This window comes from Brevibacillus sp. SYP-B805 (genome assembly GCF_011059135.1).
In the GTDB taxonomy this organism is placed as follows: Bacteria; Bacillota; Bacilli; order Brevibacillales; family Brevibacillaceae; genus Brevibacillus_F.
In genome coordinates, this window is record NZ_JAALGD010000022.1 from 15,189 (window position 1) to 32,366 (window position 17,178).

General features: G+C 58.0%; 15 protein-coding genes. 5 read left to right on the plus strand and 10 right to left on the minus strand.

The window, feature by feature from the left end; genetic code table 11:
• Positions 1-3: 3 nt before the first annotated feature.
• The 3 genes from G3578_RS19710 to G3578_RS19720 all read right to left on the minus strand — a co-directional run bounded on the left by G3578_RS19710 (position 4) and on the right by G3578_RS19720 (position 2,741).
• Entirely contained in the window at positions 4-798 is a 795-nt protein-coding gene (locus G3578_RS19710) for an ABC transporter permease (protein ID WP_165215319.1), read from the minus strand.
• The gene (locus G3578_RS19715) at positions 791-1,801 is read right to left on the minus strand and encodes an ABC transporter ATP-binding protein (RefSeq protein ID WP_165215322.1); all 1,011 of its coding nucleotides are present in this window, start codon (positions 1,799-1,801) and stop codon (positions 791-793) included. The genes G3578_RS19710 and G3578_RS19715 overlap by 8 nt, the downstream gene beginning before the upstream one ends.
• A gap of 100 nt (positions 1,802-1,901) precedes the next feature.
• Positions 1,902-2,741 (minus strand): protein phosphatase 2C domain-containing protein, encoded by an 840-nt coding sequence (locus G3578_RS19720; protein WP_165215326.1) that lies wholly within the window; start codon positions 2,739-2,741, stop codon positions 1,902-1,904.
• Between the two features lie 102 nt (positions 2,742-2,843).
• On the opposite strand from G3578_RS19720, the gene G3578_RS19725 reads away from it, so the two are divergent.
• The 5 genes from G3578_RS19725 to G3578_RS19745 all read left to right on the plus strand — a co-directional run bounded on the left by G3578_RS19725 (position 2,844) and on the right by G3578_RS19745 (position 7,223).
• Positions 2,844-4,130: a glutamate-1-semialdehyde 2,1-aminomutase gene (locus G3578_RS19725; protein WP_165215328.1), complete on the plus strand. Its 1,287-nt coding sequence runs from the start codon at positions 2,844-2,846 to the stop codon at positions 4,128-4,130.
• Between the two features lie 67 nt (positions 4,131-4,197).
• Positions 4,198-4,338, plus strand: coding sequence for a hypothetical protein (locus G3578_RS19730; RefSeq protein ID WP_165215331.1), 141 nt, complete (start codon positions 4,198-4,200; stop codon positions 4,336-4,338).
• A gap of 236 nt (positions 4,339-4,574) precedes the next feature.
• On the plus strand, positions 4,575-5,261 hold the full coding sequence (locus tag G3578_RS19735) for a zinc metallopeptidase (RefSeq protein WP_165215333.1): 687 nt from the start codon (positions 4,575-4,577) through the stop codon (positions 5,259-5,261).
• 146 nt (positions 5,262-5,407) lie between these two features.
• Entirely contained in the window at positions 5,408-6,274 is an 867-nt protein-coding gene (locus G3578_RS19740) for a MurR/RpiR family transcriptional regulator (protein WP_165215336.1), read from the plus strand.
• An 88-nt stretch (positions 6,275-6,362) separates the two neighbouring features.
• Positions 6,363-7,223: an NAD(P)-dependent oxidoreductase gene (locus G3578_RS19745; protein ID WP_165215338.1), complete on the plus strand. Its 861-nt coding sequence runs from the start codon at positions 6,363-6,365 to the stop codon at positions 7,221-7,223.
• Between the two features lie 30 nt (positions 7,224-7,253).
• Here G3578_RS19745 and G3578_RS19750 read toward each other — a convergent pair whose 3' ends face one another.
• The 7 genes from G3578_RS19750 to G3578_RS19780 all read right to left on the minus strand — a co-directional run bounded on the left by G3578_RS19750 (position 7,254) and on the right by G3578_RS19780 (position 17,145).
• On the minus strand, positions 7,254-8,333 hold the full coding sequence (locus tag G3578_RS19750) for a TolB family protein (RefSeq protein ID WP_165215341.1): 1,080 nt from the start codon (positions 8,331-8,333) through the stop codon (positions 7,254-7,256).
• Positions 8,334-8,493: 160 nt separating this feature from the next.
• Complete coding sequence (locus G3578_RS19755; protein ID WP_165215343.1) at positions 8,494-9,765, minus strand: sensor histidine kinase; 1,272 nt, start codon at positions 9,763-9,765, stop codon at positions 8,494-8,496.
• Positions 9,758-10,444 carry a response regulator gene (locus G3578_RS19760; RefSeq protein WP_165215346.1) on the minus strand — a complete coding sequence of 229 codons (687 nt, stop codon included), beginning with the start codon at positions 10,442-10,444 and terminating at the stop codon, positions 9,758-9,760. Before G3578_RS19760 ends, G3578_RS19755 begins: the two co-directional genes overlap by 8 nt.
• Positions 10,445-10,504: 60 nt before the next feature.
• On the minus strand, positions 10,505-13,639 hold the full coding sequence (locus tag G3578_RS19765; protein ID WP_165215349.1) for an efflux RND transporter permease subunit: 3,135 nt from the start codon (positions 13,637-13,639) through the stop codon (positions 10,505-10,507).
• Positions 13,640-13,648: 9 nt separating this feature from the next.
• Complete coding sequence (locus G3578_RS19770; protein ID WP_165215352.1) at positions 13,649-14,968, minus strand: efflux RND transporter periplasmic adaptor subunit; 1,320 nt, start codon at positions 14,966-14,968, stop codon at positions 13,649-13,651.
• A 347-nt stretch (positions 14,969-15,315) separates the two neighbouring features.
• The gene (locus G3578_RS19775) at positions 15,316-16,653 is read right to left on the minus strand and encodes a hypothetical protein (RefSeq protein ID WP_206529894.1); all 1,338 of its coding nucleotides are present in this window, start codon (positions 16,651-16,653) and stop codon (positions 15,316-15,318) included.
• A 150-nt stretch (positions 16,654-16,803) separates the two neighbouring features.
• Positions 16,804-17,145, minus strand: coding sequence for an MFS transporter (locus tag G3578_RS19780; RefSeq protein WP_165215354.1), 342 nt, complete (start codon positions 17,143-17,145; stop codon positions 16,804-16,806).
• Positions 17,146-17,178: the final 33 nt, after the last annotated feature.

Genomic DNA, 17,178 nt, shown 5'->3' on the forward strand with positions numbered 1-17,178 from the left:
CCATCACCCTCCCTGCACGACCAGTTTTTGCTTCGCCTGCCGCCAGAGCAGCGCAATCGGCACAAGCAGCACGAAGATCCACAGCGCTTGCAGCAGCAGCACCTGTGCGGCCTTGTCCGCACCCGCCGCCCCGGCGAAGATCATGCTCGGATAATAGTTGATGGCCTGGAAGGGCAGGAAGGCCAGGAGCGCCTGCGCCCAGCCCGGGAAAAAGCTGATCGGCAGGGTCACCCCGGACAGCAGGTCAACCATGACCCTCTTCGCCCACATGATCCCTTCGTTGCGGAAGAGAAAAAACGTCAGCACGCCCGTCAGCAGGTTGATCTCAGTATTGATCACAAAAGCGAGCAGCAGGCTGGTGAGATAAAGCCCCCATGTCTGCAGCGACGTCGGGAAATGGAAAGGGATGAAGAGGCTGACCAGCAAGATGCCCGGTATGGCAAAAAAGAACAGGCGGAACATGCCTTCTCCCAGGGCCTGCGCCGCTTTCACGGACAGATAGTTGTACGGGCGAATCATCTCGATGGCGACCTTCCCTTCGCGGACATCCTGGGCAATCTCCTGATCGATATTGTTAAAATAAAAAGCCCGTGACATCCAGGAAATCGCCACATAGGCGGTCATCTGCTCCGGGGAAAGCCCGCCCAGCTGCGGCTGGCCGCCATAGATGGCGCCCCAGAGAAAATAGTAGGCCCCGATGTTGATGTTGTAGATGATGATGCCGCTGTAGTAATTGACGCGGTATGCCAGCATGGTGAGAAAACGGATGCGGATCAGTTCGGCGTACAGCTTACTCATGGGCGGCTACCTCGCTGTCCGTCGAGTAGATGTTGCGGACGATGTCCTCCGTGCTGGCCTCGCTCATCTTCACATCGCTCACCTCAAACGTGCTCATCACCGTGGAGAGGACGTAGGGCAGCATTTCCTGGCTGCGCTGGATTTTCACGCGGATGGCGTATTCGTTCTCCCGGATCAGCTCGCACGGCAGATCCCCCAGTGCCGCCCGCAGCTGATCCGGCGTCGTGCGTGCCCGGAACTGGAAGAGAATCTCCGTACCGCTGCCCCATTTTTCCTTCAGTTCGGCAAGTTTCCCGTCGAAGATCAGCTTCCCTTTATCCATCACCAGCACCCGCTTGCAGAGCGCCTCGATATCGGTGACATCGTGGGTGGTCAAAAGAATCGTCGTCTTCTCCGTCTCGTTCAGGTTGCGCAAAAAATCCCGAATCTTTTGTTTCACCAACACGTCGAGGCCGACCGTCGGCTCATCCAGAAACAAGAGCTTCGGCTTGTGGATCAAGGCGGCGGCCACTTCACAGCGCATCCGCTGCCCCAGGCTCAGCTTGCGCACAGGCTGGTTGACAAACGATCCGATATCCAGCTCTTCGATCAGCCGGTCCAGCCAGGCGTTGGCTGCCGCTTCTTCCACCTTGTAGATGCTTTTCAGCAGGCGGAATGATTCCAGCGGCGACAAATCCCACCACAGCTGGGAACGCTGGCCGAACACCACCCCGATGGAGCGGACGTATTTTTCCCGCTCCTGATAAGGCACATAGCCGTTGATGATGATCTCTCCGCCAGTGGGGGTGAGAATGCCGGTCATCATCTTGATGGTGGTCGACTTGCCCGCCCCGTTCTCGCCGATCAGGGCAAACATTTCCCCTTCTTCCACGGAAAAGGTGACGTGATCGACCGCCTTGACCGTCTTGTACTCGCGGCGGAAGAGATCGCGGATGGCACCCCCAAGCCCCGGCCGGGTCTGATGGATGCGGAATTCCTTTACCAAGCTTTTTACCTCAATCATGTGCTACCCGTCCCTTTCAGGGGTTGTGTCATTTTCCACTAGATAGTTTAGCCGAGGCGGCGCCATTCTGCAAAACGGAATGTGTTCCAACTCTCCCTGGCTAGAAGCGGATGACGATGCCTGTTTTGTCGTCCGATTTTTTAAACCGGACGTACTGGAGACACTCCGGATCGCCGTTTTCCAGCCGGAGCAGATCGGCCGCGTATGCTTCCAGCCCCTTCTCGAGGATCGGTCCCACCGTCTCCGCCCAATCCGGGTCCGGGCATCCCCGCTTCCTTGGCATGAACAGGCCGTCCGTCAGGAGAACAAGCGCCTGGAGATTGCTGCGGCTGATTCGGCCGGATTCGACAAAATCCCCGGCATTCTCCATCCCGTTCAGCACGCCGTAGCCATCGGGGGCATTGGCGCGCTGCCGGTTGCGCACAAAAATCTCGTGCACGGAATCCCGGAGTTCTGCATAGGTGGCGATGCCTCGGGCGATACCCGCCTCCCACTTCGCAAAAGCCTCGGCTTCCACATGTTCGGTCTGCGGAAAGGTAAGCGGACGGATCCGGTTCCCCCGGTAGACGGCGAAGATCATGCAGTCACCGGTTTGGGCGTACTCGATCCCCGTATCGTCAATGCGCACGAGGGCAACGGCGGCGCTCCAGAGCGCCTCCTTCCGCCTGACATCCACAGCGGCCCGCACCATCGCCTCCCGAAGCAGGCCATTGGCCGTCTTCAAGTGATGGCGCAGTTCTCCTTCCCCCTGCAGATTCTCCACATACTCCCGGATCAGGCTGGCCGCCAGATACCCCCCCGTTTCCCTGCGGTCGTTCACATAGGGAACCAGGGAGGTCGCCCCGTCCGCCACCCCGTAGATGCGGTTCTTTGCGTTGATCAACAAGGCGTCTTCATTGAGGGGCCAGCTCCCCTGCATCGACAGCGTCTCCACTCTCATGCGCTCCACCCTCTTTCTTTGTTTGATCCTAGTGTACCGGTTTCGATCCTGTCTGTGTTAAGATGGATACGAATTTTGGCGCACAAGCGAGGGGGAACGATAATGAAACGAGAGCGATCGGAACGTCTGCATGCAGAAGCATGCGAGGTGATATTGGGCGGGGTGAACAGTCCCTCCCGCTCTTTCAAGGCGGTTGGGGGCGGGGCCCCTGTCACGATGGAGAGGGCGCAGGGCGCCTATTTCTGGGATGTGGACGGCAACCGTTACATCGATTATCTGGCGGCGTACGGCCCCATCATTACCGGCCATGCCCATCCCCATATCACGGCGGCCATTGCCCGGGCGGCGGAAAACGGCACCTTGTACGGCACCCCGACGCCGTGGGAAATCCAGTTTGCCCGGATGATCCGCGACGCGATCCCGTCGATGGAGCGCATTCGCTTCAACAATTCCGGCACGGAAGCCGTGATGACCTGCATTCGGGTGGCGCGCGCCTATACCGGGCGGACCAAAATCATCAAATTCGCCGGCTGCTACCACGGCCATTCCGACCTGGTGCTGGTCGCCGCCGGTTCCGGGCCGTCCACGCTGGGGATTCCGGACAGCGCCGGCATTCCGCAAAGCATCGCCAACGAAGTGATCACCGTGCCATACAATGATATCGACGCCTTCGCGGAGGCGCTTCGCCATTGGGGAAGCGAGACGGCAGCCGTGCTGGTGGAGCCGATCGTGGGCAATTTCGGGATCGTGCCGCCGAAGCCCGGCTTCCTGGAAGAGGTGAACCGTCTTGCCCATGCAGCCGGGGCGCTGGTGATTTACGACGAAGTGATCACCGCCTTCCGTTTCTGCTATGGCGGGGCGCAGAACCTGCTCGGCGTGGAGCCTGACTTGACGGCCCTGGGAAAAATCATCGGCGGCGGCCTGCCGATCGGCGCCTATGGCGGACGGCGCGCCATCATGGAACAGGTAGCGCCGCTTGGCCCCGCCTATCAGGCTGGAACGATGGCGGGTAATCCCGCTTCCATCCGGGCCGGCATCGCCTGCCTGGAGGTGCTGCAGCAGCCGGGCGTCTACGAGGAGTTCGAGCGGTTGGGCAGCCTGCTGGAGACCGGCATCCGGGATGCGGCGGCGAGACACGGTGTGGCGATCCAGCTGAACCGGGTGAAAGGGGCGCTGGCCGTTTATTTCACCGACGAACCCGTCATCGATTACGCCACCGCCCAAAAATCGGACGGCGAACGCTTCGCCGCCTTCTTCCGCCTGATGCTGGATGAAGGCATCTGCCTCGCTCCCTCCAAGTATGAGGCATGGTTTATCACCACCGCCCATACGGAGGACGACATCCGGGAAACCATCGCGGCCGTCGACCGTTCGTTTGCCAAACTGTAACACCCATACCCGCTCCGGTGCCGGACATACTATGGAGGAACCATCCTTGTCCAGGAGGGAATTCCCTATGTCCAAAGGCGAAAAAACTTTTCCGCAGCAGCCGGAGAAAACCATGGACCCGAAAATGAGCTCCAAAATGATGGAAGTGGTCGGCTTTCAGCATCCCCGGTTGACGGAGCACCACCGGACGCAGAAGCACGACCGGTAACGGACAACCAACCAAAGCCACAAGCGAGCGCCTGCGGTACACCCGCAGGCGCTGTCCGTCTTCCCCATCAACAACTATGAACCGTGGAAAAGCATCCTCCCGGCGTTGCAAAAAAACATACGCCACCGTACAATTTTGGTGAAACCTGATCCTTTCCTGATCGTATGCATGGTTGTAGGACACCCTAGTAGGGATGGAATAAAATAGCACTATACTTCAAGGAGGAGTGAACCCCGATGCTTTTCCACCCCATGGACTTTCTGATCTTTATTGCCTTCTTCCTGTCGTTATGGGCACAATTCCGCGTAAAAGGAACGTTCAACCGTTATGCCGATGTGCCCGCCTCTTCGGGCATGTCGGGTGCCGAAGCCGCACGCCGCATGCTGGATGCCAACGGCCTGTCGCATATTCCGGTGGAGCATGTGCCCGGCACGCTGACCGACCATTACGATCCGATCAGCCGTACGGTGCGGCTGTCTGATCCGGTCTATTTCGGCCATTCGATCTCCGCGCTGGCGGTGGCCTGCCATGAGGTAGGGCATGCGATCCAGCACAAGGTGTCCTATCCGATGCTGGTGGCGCGCCATTATATCTTCCCGGTCGTCAACTTCAGTTCCGGCATCGCGCCGCTGCTGCTGATCGCAGGCTTTGTGCTCCACTGGGGCAACCTGATCCTCTTGGGCATCATTCTGTTCAGCGCGGCCGTCGCATTCCAGCTGATTACGCTTCCGGTGGAGTTTAACGCGAGCAGCCGGGCGAAGAAGCTGATGGTGCAGATGGGCTTCATCCGCAACATCGAAGAGGAAGGCGTCAGCAAGGTGCTCGGCGCAGCGGCCCTGACCTATGTGGCTGCCGCCCTGATCTCGCTCCTGGAGCTGGTCAAATACGTGATGATTTTCAACAGTTCGTCGGATGAAGACTAAAAGCACATGGATCGCCGCAGCACGGCCTCTTGACGGGGCCGTGCTTTTCTCTGCGGGGCCATCGCAGCACCTCGACACCTGCTCGTTCCTTTCATATAATGGAGAAGCATAGAGAGTGCGAGTTCACGCAAAGGAGCACCAGCCGAATGAACCCTTCATCCTCCCTCGGTTCGCAGAGCGCGTTTGCGCGGATCAGGGCCGCGTCTCCCCAATTAAGCGCCAAAGAACAGCAGATCGCCGAGTATATCCTCGAGCATCCGGATCAAATCATCCATTTGTCGATTACGGAATTGGCCGACCTGTGCGAATGCGCCGAAGCCACCATCTTCCGGCTGTGCCGCCGGCTCGGGTATCGCGGCTACCAGGCGTTTAAAATTGCGCTGGCCAGCGAGGTGGTCGCTCCGCTGCAAAGCATCCATCAGGAGATCCAGCCGGACGACGATCTGCAGGTGCTGGCGGAGAAGATTTTCACCGCCAACATGGAGACCCTGCGGGATTCGCTGCAGATCCTGAACCGGGAAACGCTGGCCCTTGCGATCGAATGGCTGTCCGGGGCGACTCGGATCGAATTTTACGGCTGCGGCGGTTCTGCCGTCATCGCCCAGGATGCCTATCACAAGTTCATGCGGATCGGCATTCCCTGCGTCTGGCACGCCGACCCCCACTATCAGGTGATGTCCGCCGCCCTTCTCAAGCCGGGGGCCGTTGTTGTCGGCATCTCCCATTCGGGTTCCAACAAGGATATCCTGGAAGCGGTAAAAGTGGCGAAACAGGCCGGAGCAACCACCATCGGCATCACCAGCTACGGGAAGTCACCGCTCAACAAGCTGGTTGATCTCTGCCTGTTCACGGCTTCGCGGGAAACGGTTTTCCGCACGGAAGCCCTCTCTTCCCGGCTCGCGCAGCTGAGTCTGCTTGATCTGCTGTACGTGGCCGTATCGCTGCGTCATCAGGACGAGACGGTGCTGAACATTCAAAAAATCAGAGAAGCCATTTCGCTGAAACGGCTCTAGGCAACCACGCTGCCAACCGGTCGCATTGCAGACCGGTTGGTTTTTTGTATACTATTCCTGTGACTGACGTGGGAAAGGAGACAACAACATGAAGATTGGATGGATCGGCCTGGGCCATATGGGCAATCCCATGGCTGCCAATCTGCTGAAAGCAGGCCATGAAGTGACGGTCTGGAACAGGAGCAGAGAGAAGGCGGAACCGCTTCTCCAACAGGGAGCCCGCATGGCCGACCGGCCGGCAGAGCTGATGGAATCGTGCGACGTCGTGATCTCCATGGTGAGCGACGACGAGGCGGTCAAAGAGGTGTATCTCGGCCAGCACGGCCTGCTGCACGGACAAGCGGCCGGCAAAATCGCCATCGATATGAGCACGATCTCGCCGGCAACCTCCCGCTACCTGGCGGAACGCTGCCGTGAACGCGGCGTCTCGTTTCTGGATGCGCCGGTGTCCGGCAGCGTCCAGCCGGCCCGTGAAGGCACGCTGATCATCATGGTCGGCGGCGAACGGAAAACATATGAGCAGGTGAAACCGCTCTTCGATGTGCTGGGCAAAATGTCCCTGTATCTCGGCGACAACGGCAGCGGCAGCAAAGCCAAGTTGGCCATCAACCTGCTGCTTGGCATTACCGTGCAAGGCCTTGCGGAGACCATGCTGTACGCGAAGAAGCAGGGGATTGATCCGCGGGATATGCTGACCATCATCACCGAGAGCGCGGTCGGCACGCCGATTGCCCGCGGCAAGGCACCCTTGATTCTGGAGAACCGATTCCCGTCCGCCTTTCCGCTGAAGCATATGGCCAAAGATCTGCGCCTCGTCCATGAAACCGGCGCGTCCTCTCCCTTGGCCGAATCCGTGTACGCCAGCTACCGGGCGGCTCTGGACGAAGGGCTGGGCGATCAGGATGTGATGGCCATCCTGCGCTATCTCGCGGGAGATATCCGCTCATAACAACAGGGGAGCCTGTCCGGCTCCCCTGTTTCAACTGTGCCATTCATACGGGATCGGTGCAAGATCAGCGACATAAAAAGACTTTCCATCCCTTGCCCAGCCGACAAATCGGAGGTTATCCCAATATTTCGCAAACGGTATTGCAGGAAAATAAAAGAAACGGGACTTATCCTGATACCGGATGGTTTCTCTGGCGTCAGCTCCTGCACCAATAGGACCGAGGGGCTGGACGCCCACATACGCATGACTCATCGGAGACCAATGAATATCGGTTACTTTTGACCCTTCTCCCAGATTCACAACGTTTCCTGCCAGATCCTTCAGCAGGATGGCATTCCCCGCATAGCCAACGGAAACGCTCAGGTCAGGCGAAAAAGACGGGAAATCACGACCACCTGAGAGTTGTGTTTCTCCCGAGGTGATATCCAGTCGTTTGATCAATGATTTTTTGGCCGATGGTGCTTGCTCCCATTGTCCGTAGTAATACACATGTTGGGAGTCGGGGTGCCAATACAACTTGTTCTCGTGATATTCCTTCCAATACACATCAACCGTAAACGAGTCCCGAAGCGTCACCGCTGACGTCTCCAGGTCCAGGATATAGAGGGCCGCTTGTTTCTGGTGTTCCTGGGAAAGATCTTTTCTTGTCAAAATGGCTAGATGTTTTTCATCCGGGGACACAACCATATCCACGATGGCAGAGGCGTCTTCCAACACTGCCAGTTCACGTCTTTCCCGGGTTTCGGGGTTATACAGGACGAAATGGTTACCCTCAACGATGACAAGCAAATCGTGTTTGGGGTACCATGTCCCTGGCCCAGCCAGAGGTGTGAATTGCTGCAAGGCGAAATCAAACACGTAATAGGAAAGCTGATTGGTCGCTGGATCAATCCTTTCGGTATAGAGAAAACGTTCACCGGGAGAGAGTGACGCCCAATGCATCGGGGTCAATCGTCCCACGATCTGGGCGGGTTTCTTGGGGTCGGTAAACACCTTGTAAATGATCGTTCTCTCCGCAGCAGGTGACCCCTGGTTGGAATTGGCGAGCGTATCATTCCCTCCGAAAGAGCAGAGGAGGAGAGCGGCAAGAATGGTCAGGATTCGTTTCATAGATTCACTCCCATTCGAAATCAACCATATTTTTACATTATACACAACCATACTGGTTTGGGTATAGGGCAGGTTTGGAAGCAGCAATCGCCTGACAAAAGAAAAAACCAGCCTGCCCCATTTGAGGGGTTGGACTGGTTTTTGCGTGATATACGGTACATCACCGATGCCCTCTGCACGGGAGCGACACCGTAAACGTGCTCCCCACCCCCACTTCGCTTTCCGCGCGAATCTTGCCGCCATGGGCTTCCACAATCCACTTGGCGATCGACAGCCCCAATCCGGTTCCGTCCGTTTCGCGGGAGCGCATTTTGTCCCCCCGGAAAAACCGGTCGAAGATAAAGGCGATGTCTTCCTTGGGAATGCCGATGCCGGTGTCTTCCACCGCCAGCGTGGCCCAATTTCCTTCCCGCCTGCACGTGACCGTAATGCGTCCCGCTTCATGCGAGTATTTCAGCGCGTTATCCAGCAGGATGACCATCAACTGCTGCAGGCGTTCTTTATCCCCCATCAGTTCTACAGGCGGCTCAATCCTGGTCTGAATCCGGATATTTTTCAGGACGGCAAGCTGCTCAAAGGTCTGCACGCTGTTCTGCACGATCTCGTCCAATCTGACCCGTTCCTTCATAATCTGCAGCTCGTTGGAATCGGAACGGGCCAGCGTCAGCAGATCGGAGACCAGCTTGTTCAATCGTTTGGTCTCCTGGATGCTGACGGAGATATGTTCGCTTTCCTGTTCAATCGTATGATCGGGATAGCGGAACAAGCGTTCCAGATTGACCAGAATCACGGAAAGCGGCGTCCGCAGTTCATGGGAAGCGTCTGCGATGAACTGCTGCTGCTTTTCCCAGGACCGCTGAATGGGCACCAGCGCCCGTTTGGCCAGAAAGAGTCCGGCGACAACGGCGATGATGATGCTGACGATCCCGCCGGCTCCCAGTACATAGAGCAGGGTTTCCAGCATCTTTTCCTCCGGCTCGAGGTTGCAGATGAGCTGAATGTACCGGACCGTTCTCCACGGCCCGTCCTCCACTTCTGCCGGGTTGACGGGGATGGTATACACCCGGTACGGCTGGCCGTTAACCGTCCGTGTCTCAATGCGTTCCTCGTCCGCTTCGGGGCGGAAGTTGAGCAGGTCTTCCTGCTCGATGGCTTCGCCGGCATCCTTGCGATAGATCTGCCCGCGCTCATCCCACAGCAGGACCACAATCCTGCGATCCATATTCGGCCCCTTTCTTCTCTCAAAACGCAGCATCGGCACCGGCAGCGGTGCCTGGCTGACTCGCTTGCCGATCTGCAGCAGTTCCTGGTCCACCTGCGAAAACAGGCGGTAGTGAATGGAGGCGTACAAGGCGGTTCCCAGGCCGTTCAACAGCAGGACGAAGACGATCACATTGAGGGTCACCAGGCGAATCTGGGTTTTTCTAAACATGCTCCTTGGGTCCCTTCAGGATGTAACCGACGTTGCGGATCGTGCGGATGTAGTGGTCGCAGCCGTGGTCCGCCAACTTTTTGCGCAGGTAGTGGACGTACAGGTCCACAATCCCGCTGTTTGCCTCCGAGTCGATGCCCCATACCCGGTCGAAGATTTGGTCGCGGGTCAATATCTGTTCCCGGTTGTGCAGGAAATACTGCAGCAAATCATATTCCTTGCTGGTCAGCTTCAACGGATGCTGATCCACATAGCCATCGTGTTCATTGGTTTTCAGCGAGATGGGTCCGTACGACAGCTCGCCTTCCATGCCGATCTTGCCGTTGCGCCGCAGGAGCGCCCGCGTGCGGGCCAGCAGCTCTTCCACGGCAAAAGGCTTGACGAGATAATCGTCGGCCCCCGCATCCAATCCCTCCACGCGGGCCTCGACGCTGTCCTTGGCGGTGAGAAACAGCACCGGCGTCAGGTTCCCTTTCGCCCGCAGTCGTTTGACGATCGACAAACCGTCCAGGCCGGGCATCATGATGTCCAGGATCAGCAGGTCATAAATGCCGCGCTCGGCGAGCAGCAGCCCTTCGTCGCCCCGGTCGGCGCAGTCGACCTGATATCCTTCCTCCCGCAGGACGCCGGAGATGGCCTGGAGCAGCAAGCGCTCGTCTTCTACGGCCAAAATACGCACTGCAAATCCCTTCTTTCGTGGAAAAGTGGCATCCGATGAATGCCACTTGTCGTTCCTCTTCTATTTTTCTATACTAGCAGGATTCATCCTCCGAAAAGGCAGGAAAATATGGACAACTTTTTTCAACCGCGCTGCCATGTCATCCAGAATGGTATAGACGACCGGGATTACCACCAGCGTCAGCAGCGTGGAAAACAGCAGTCCGCCAATCACCACGGTCGCCATCGGTGCCTGGGATTCGCCCCCTTCGCCAAATCCCAGCGCCAGCGGCAGCAGTCCCAACACGGTACACAAGGTGGTCATCAGAATGGGACGCAGCCGGATCGGGGCCGCCGTCAGGATCGCCTCTGTCCGGCTGACGCCCTGTCTGCGCAGGATGTTGGTAAAGTCGATCAGCACGATCGCGTTGCGCACCACAATCCCGGCCAGCAGGATAATCCCGATAAATGCCGGAATGCTGAGGGGACGTCCCGTTACCCACAGGCTGAAGCTGGCTCCGAAGAACGAGAGCGGAACGGAGAGCATGATCGACAGCGGATAGACCAGCGATTCAAACTGGGCCGCCAGGATGATGTAAACCAGCACCACGGCAAGGATAAAGGCCAGGATCATGCTGCGCGTGGTATCGTCCAGCTGCTGGTTTTCCCCCTGCTGCTCGATCACGTAGCCGGGCGGGGTCGGAAACGCTGCCACGATCTTGTTGATTTCCTCGGAGACGCTTCCCAGATCGCGGCCGGGGGCAAGCATGGCGGTCACCGTCACCACCCGTGCCTGATTGTAGCGCTGGATGGAGGGAGGGCCGCTTTCGAGAGAAACCGTCGCCACATCCTTCACCTGCACTTTTTCCCCATTGGATGTGTTGATCAGCAGGTTTTCAATATCCTGCATGCTGGCTGCACGCTCCCGGTTGGTCGTGACGGTCACATCGATCTCGGTGCCGCCCGTTTCAAATCGGGTCGCCACCTGATCGCGCAGGGCCGCCTGGATCGCGCTTGACAGGGACGCCTGCGTGACCCCCAGCTCGGCCGCTCTCACGCGGTCGAGCGTCACCTGGATTTCGGGACTGGATTCCTCCAGGGTGTTGTCGGCTTCCCGCACGCCGTCCACCTCGGCGATCGCCGCCGTCAGCCGCTGGGCCAGGTCTGTCAGCGTTTCCTCATCGTTTCCTCTGACGGCGTAGGCGATCGGGGCGGAGCCTCCGCCGAAGCCCTGCCCGCCCAAACCGGGCATTCCCATTCCTCCCGCCGCGCTCACTCTGACTCTCGCTCCCGGGAAGCGGTTCAGCTTTTGCCGGATCTCTTCCACGATCTCCGCGGTCGTGCGCTTCCGCTTGGAAAGGTCGGAGAGAATCAGCAGAAGGGAAGCTGACGAGCTTGACGCGTTGTTGCCCCGCATGGCACTGGCGCTGCCAAGGCTGGTAAAGATCGTCTCCACCTCGGGAATCTTCGAGACGATGGTTTGCGCCACGGTCAGGGTCTCCTGGGTTTTCTCCAATTCCGTTCCGTTCGGCAGCGAAATGGAGATGCTTACCTGTCCCTGGTCGGTGGTGGGCATTAATTCCATGCCGATGAACGGCACGAGGGCAACCCCGGCGAGCAGGGAGGCAATCCCGACGGCCACGACCGTTTTGCGGTGGCTGAGCGACCAGGCGAGCAGCCGTCCATACACGGAATGTTTGCTGGCGGCCTTCCGTTCCTCCCCGCGGCCCGCCGCTTTTTGCAGATGTGCGGCCGTCCATTTCACGGTGAGCATCGGGGTGACCGTCAGCGACACGACCAGCGAGGCCAACAGGGCAAAGGAGACCGTCACGCCGAGATCCCGGAAGAGCTGTGCCGTCACGCCCTCCACGAAAACGATGGGGAAAAAGACGGCAACCGTGGTCAGGGTGGCCGCAATCACCGGCATCGCAACTTCCTTCGTTCCCGTCACGGCTGCCTTGCTGATGGGCAGACCGTTCTCCCGATGGCGGTGGATGTTTTCCAGCACGACGATGGCGTCATCCACGATCATCCCGATCCCGAGCGTCAATCCTCCCAGGCTCATGGTGTTGATCGACATGTCGGCAAAAAACATCAGGGCGAACGTGGCGATCACCGAGATCGGAATCGCCGTGCTGATGATGAGGGTATTGCTGATGCTCTTCAGGAAGAGCCAGATGATCAGGATCGCCAGCACCCCGCCGACCAGGGTATCGTGCACCAGCGTATCGATGGAGGCACGGATAAACTGGGACTGGTCGGAAAGGGTGAAAAACGTCATATTGGCAGGCAGGGTTGTTTTCAGCTTGTTCAGTTCTTCATGGATCCCGTCAACGACCTGCACCGTATTGGTTCCCGACTGCTTCATGATGGACAGGGAAACCGTCGGCTGGCCGTTCAAACGGTTGTCAATGGAAACTTCCTTGTAGCCTTCCTGCACGACGGCAATGTCCCCCAGAAGAACATGGCCGTCGTTTTTCAAGGGGATGGCCACCTTGCGGATATCGTCCACCGAGGTGAATTTGCCGATGGAACGGACCGTGTAGGAGGTGCCGCCTTCGGTTACCTTCCCCCCCGGTGAATCGATGTTCTGGTTCCTCAGCTGCTGGTTGATATCCGATATCGTCAGGCCGTACTGCTCCAGCCTGCTTTGATCGATCAGGACCTTGATCTCTCGCTCCATTCCGCCGGACACCGTCACGGAGGCTACGCCATTCACCCTCTCCAGATAGGGAACGATCTGTTCGTCGACAAAGGAGCGCAGCTGATCCGGCCCCATATCGGCCGAGATCGCCAGGGTGAGCACCGGCGTGCTGTTCGGATCGAACCGCATGACGGTCGGCGCGTCGGCATCGTCCGGCAGCGAGCGTCTGGCCCGCTCCACCTTTTGCTGAATCTCCGTAAACGCTTCGTCCATGTCGGCCCCATAGTCAAACTCAACCGTTACCTGCGAGGAGCCTTCCCGTGAGACGGAGCGCACAGATTTGATCCCGGCGACCTGGGCCACAGCCTGTTCAATCGGTTTGGTGACGAGATTCTCCATCTCCTCGGGGCCGACCCCGGAATAGCTGGTCGATACCGCCACGGTCGGAATTTCGATCGGGGGATACAGATCGATCGGGATGCGGGTCAATGAGATGATTCCCAAGATAATGACGATGAGGACACCCATCATCACCGTGACAGGGCGGCGAATGGCATGATCAGATATATGCATGGGGATCACCTATCCTTTTGAACTCGCTCTGCGCTGCTTGTTGCCCTGGTTGTTTTCCGGCGCGTTCTCCTGCCCGTTCACCGGCTGATTCGGATCGATCACGACCACGGGCGATCCGGCAACGAGCGTGTTTTGGCCCTTCACGACCACGTCTTCTCCGCCTTTCAAGCCGTCCAGAATTTCGATGCGCTGCCCGTCCGATTCCCCCACTTTGACCGGAACCTGCTTCGCCTTCTTTTCCTCAACCACATAGACGTAAAACTCCTTGTCCCGGGCGATAACCGCCTCGCGCGGAACCACCAATGCCTTGTGCGCCGCTCCGGTCATCTCGATGGACGCGATCATGCCGGCCTTGATCCGAAAGCCGGGATTGGCGATTTCGATGTCAATCGGATACGTTTTGCTGGTGTCCGCCAGCGGGCTTACGGAAACGATTTTCCCTTTGGTGGCGAATTGGACGGAGGGAACGCTCACATCAACGGTTTGACCGGCTTGGAACAGGCCGACCTGGCTTTCGGTCGCCTCCGTTTTTACAACCATGGTCGCCAGATTGATGATGGAAGCGATGACGGTATTGCTGGAAACGTTCGCCCCGACGGTGACCGGCAGCGATCCAACGGTGCCGTCGATGGGGGCTTTCACCACCAGATTGGAGGCATTCAGCCGGGCCAGCTCATAATCCGCTTCCGCCTGCTTCAACTGCGCCGTGGCGGCATCGATGTCCGCCTGGGTCGGCCCTTTTTCATCCAGCTTCAGCTTCTGCTTCTGGTTCTCCAGATTGGTTGCGGCGCTGACAAATGCCGATTTCGCTTTCTCCAGGTCCGCCGCGGAGATGGCCCCTTCCTTAAAGAGGGCTTCATTCCGCTCCAGCTCTTTCTTGGCCGCATCATACTTGTTTTGCAGGTCGGCCAGGGAATTCCGGCTCTGCACCAGGGTCTCGGCCGGCGTGCCTTCCAACGCCTGCTTGTACCTGGCCTGTGCAGACAGCAGCGCCGCCTGGGACCGCTGCAGCTGAATGCGGGCCTCTTCCCCGTCCAGGGTGACGATCGGCTGCCCCGCCTTCACCTGGTCCCCGACCTTCACATGGATCTGCTGAACCCGCCCTGCGGTTTTGGAAGTCAGCTCGACCTGCTGGCTTGCCTCGACGCGCCCGCTCAGCGACAATTTGATGCCGAAATCCTCCTGTACGGCTTTTTTCACTTCGACGGGCACGGCTCTTTGCATCTGGCCGTTTCTGCCTCCCATACCGCCTTGCTGGGGGGAGCAGCCCGCAAGCAAACTGAGGATGGTAACGGCAACCGCGATATTCTTGATTTTGCCCGATCTCAAACTGGCTTCCTCCTTCTTGTTTAAACACAAAACAAGTATGTAGCTGTTTCCATAATTATCCCTCTATTAAACCATTTGATTTTTTGAAATAGATTTGAAAATCACCCAGCCGACTTGAGCGAACGCTCCCCCACCCAACGTTGCCCTACGCTACGCAGCGTGGGGTCCCTTGCTGGTGTCGGCTGGGGCCCCCGACCTTTCTTTGCGGCTTCCTCGCATGAAGGAGCTTTAACATTCCTAATGATCAAAATAGGCAGGCAGAGATTCCAGCATCTTCTGCCTGCCCTCAGCCTCGATCAAGGCCTGGAAACGAGGAGGAAGGCCATCCTCCTCGTCCAGCGGGTGTCTTACTGTGATTCCTTGTGTGCTGTCCGTTGGGACTCTACGAATTGTTTCACTTTCTCCTTGAATTGGGCCAGCTTTTCATCCGCCTGCTCCTGCGTCAACTTGCCCGCCTTCACGGCTTCCGCCAGCTTTTCTTCCTGCTGTTTGGTCAAGAGGGCGATCACGTCGTCTTCCGCTATCCCTTGCTCCTTCGCGATGTCTGCCAGCGATTTGCCCGCCTTCAATTCTTCCTGCAGCTTGGCTGCGTCGATTTTCAGCAGGGCCAGGAGGTCCGCGTTATCCTTGAAGCCGATGAAGCCCCGGCCTTTTCCTGCATGAGTATTCTCGACAAACCCTTTGATCCGTTCGGCGCTGTTTGCCTTCAGCTTGTCAGCCTGCTCCTGCGTCAGCTTGCCCGCCTTCACGGCTTCCGCCAGCTTTTCTTCCTGCTGTTTGGTCAAGAGGGCGATCACGTCGTCTTCCGCTACCCCCTGCTCCTTCGCGATGTCTGCCAGCGATTTGCCCGCCTTCAATTCTTCCTGCAGCTTGGCTGCGTCGATTTTCAGCAGGGCCAAGAGGTCCGCGTTATCCTTGAAGCCGATGAAGCCCAAGCCTTTTCCTTCGTGGACATTCTCCACCATGTTCTTGATTCGTTCGGCGCTGTTTGCCTTCAGCTTGTCGGCCTGCTCCTGCGTCAGCTTGCCGTTTTTCACTTCTTCCGCCAGCTTTTCTTCCTGCTGTTTGGTCAAGAGGGCGATTACGTCGTCTTCCGCTACCCCCTGCTCCTTCGCGATGTCCGCCAGCGATTTACCCGCCTTTAATGCTTCCTGCAGCTTGGCTGCGTCGATTTTCAACAGGGCCAGCAGATCCGCGTTATCCTTGAAGCCGATGAAGCCCAAGCCTTTTCCTTCGTGGACATTCTCCACCATGTTCTTGATTCGTTCGGCGCTGTTTGCCTTCAGCTTGTCGGCCTGCTCCTGCGTCAGCTTGCCGTTTTTCACTTCTTCCGCCAGCTTTTCTTCCTGCTGTTTGGTCAAGAGGGCGATCACGTCTTCTTCCGCTACCCCCTGCTCCTTCGCGATGTCCGCCAGCGATTTGCCTGCCTTCAATGCTTCCTGCAGCTTGGCTGCGTCGATTTTCAGCAGGGCCAAAAGATCTGCGTTATCCGCATAGGACTTGCCGCCCTTGAATCCTTTGAACCAGCCGCCCGGGGCAAACTTGTGGAATGTCTGTTTTGTGATTTGCTGCTCGGCGGTCGGTTGCGTTTGGCTGTCAGCGGCGTAGACGCTTCCGAGCGCTCCGATGCTGAGTGCCGTCGCCATTGCTCCCAGCAGCATGCCTACTTTTGCCTTACTCCACATGTTCCATCATCCTTTCTGAAGAAAAGTTGTGTACCTTAGGCACAGCTTCAGTGTAGATTGTCTCTTTTTGATTTACATTAGAGAACTGTGGAAAACTTTTGGAAAAGTGGTGGAGGTTGTGTAGGAAAAATGCTGCCGACAGCCTTGCCTTTACAGCCGTATCCTTCTTCCCAGCAGAGCGGCCCCGCCAAGCAGCACGGCCGCAGCCGCATAGACGGCGGACACCCCGAACTGATCCGCCAAAAAGCTCATGAGAAACACCGAGGCGGCAAAAACCAGCGTATCGACCGTACCTTTCGCTGCGAGGACTTTCGGCAGCACTCCCACCTCCGCGCTGAGCTGCAGCGCTGTCTGTTTGGCGACTTGCTGCAGTTGGTAGAAAGGGCCGATGGCGAAGGAAAGAAGAAGAGCCGCAACCGGCACGCCAACCACCCCGAACGCGAAGGTTAAGATCCCGGTGCAGGCGGTGCCTGCAATGATGCAGCGGGCCAAATGAAGAGAAACCCCGCCGACTTAAGCTAACGC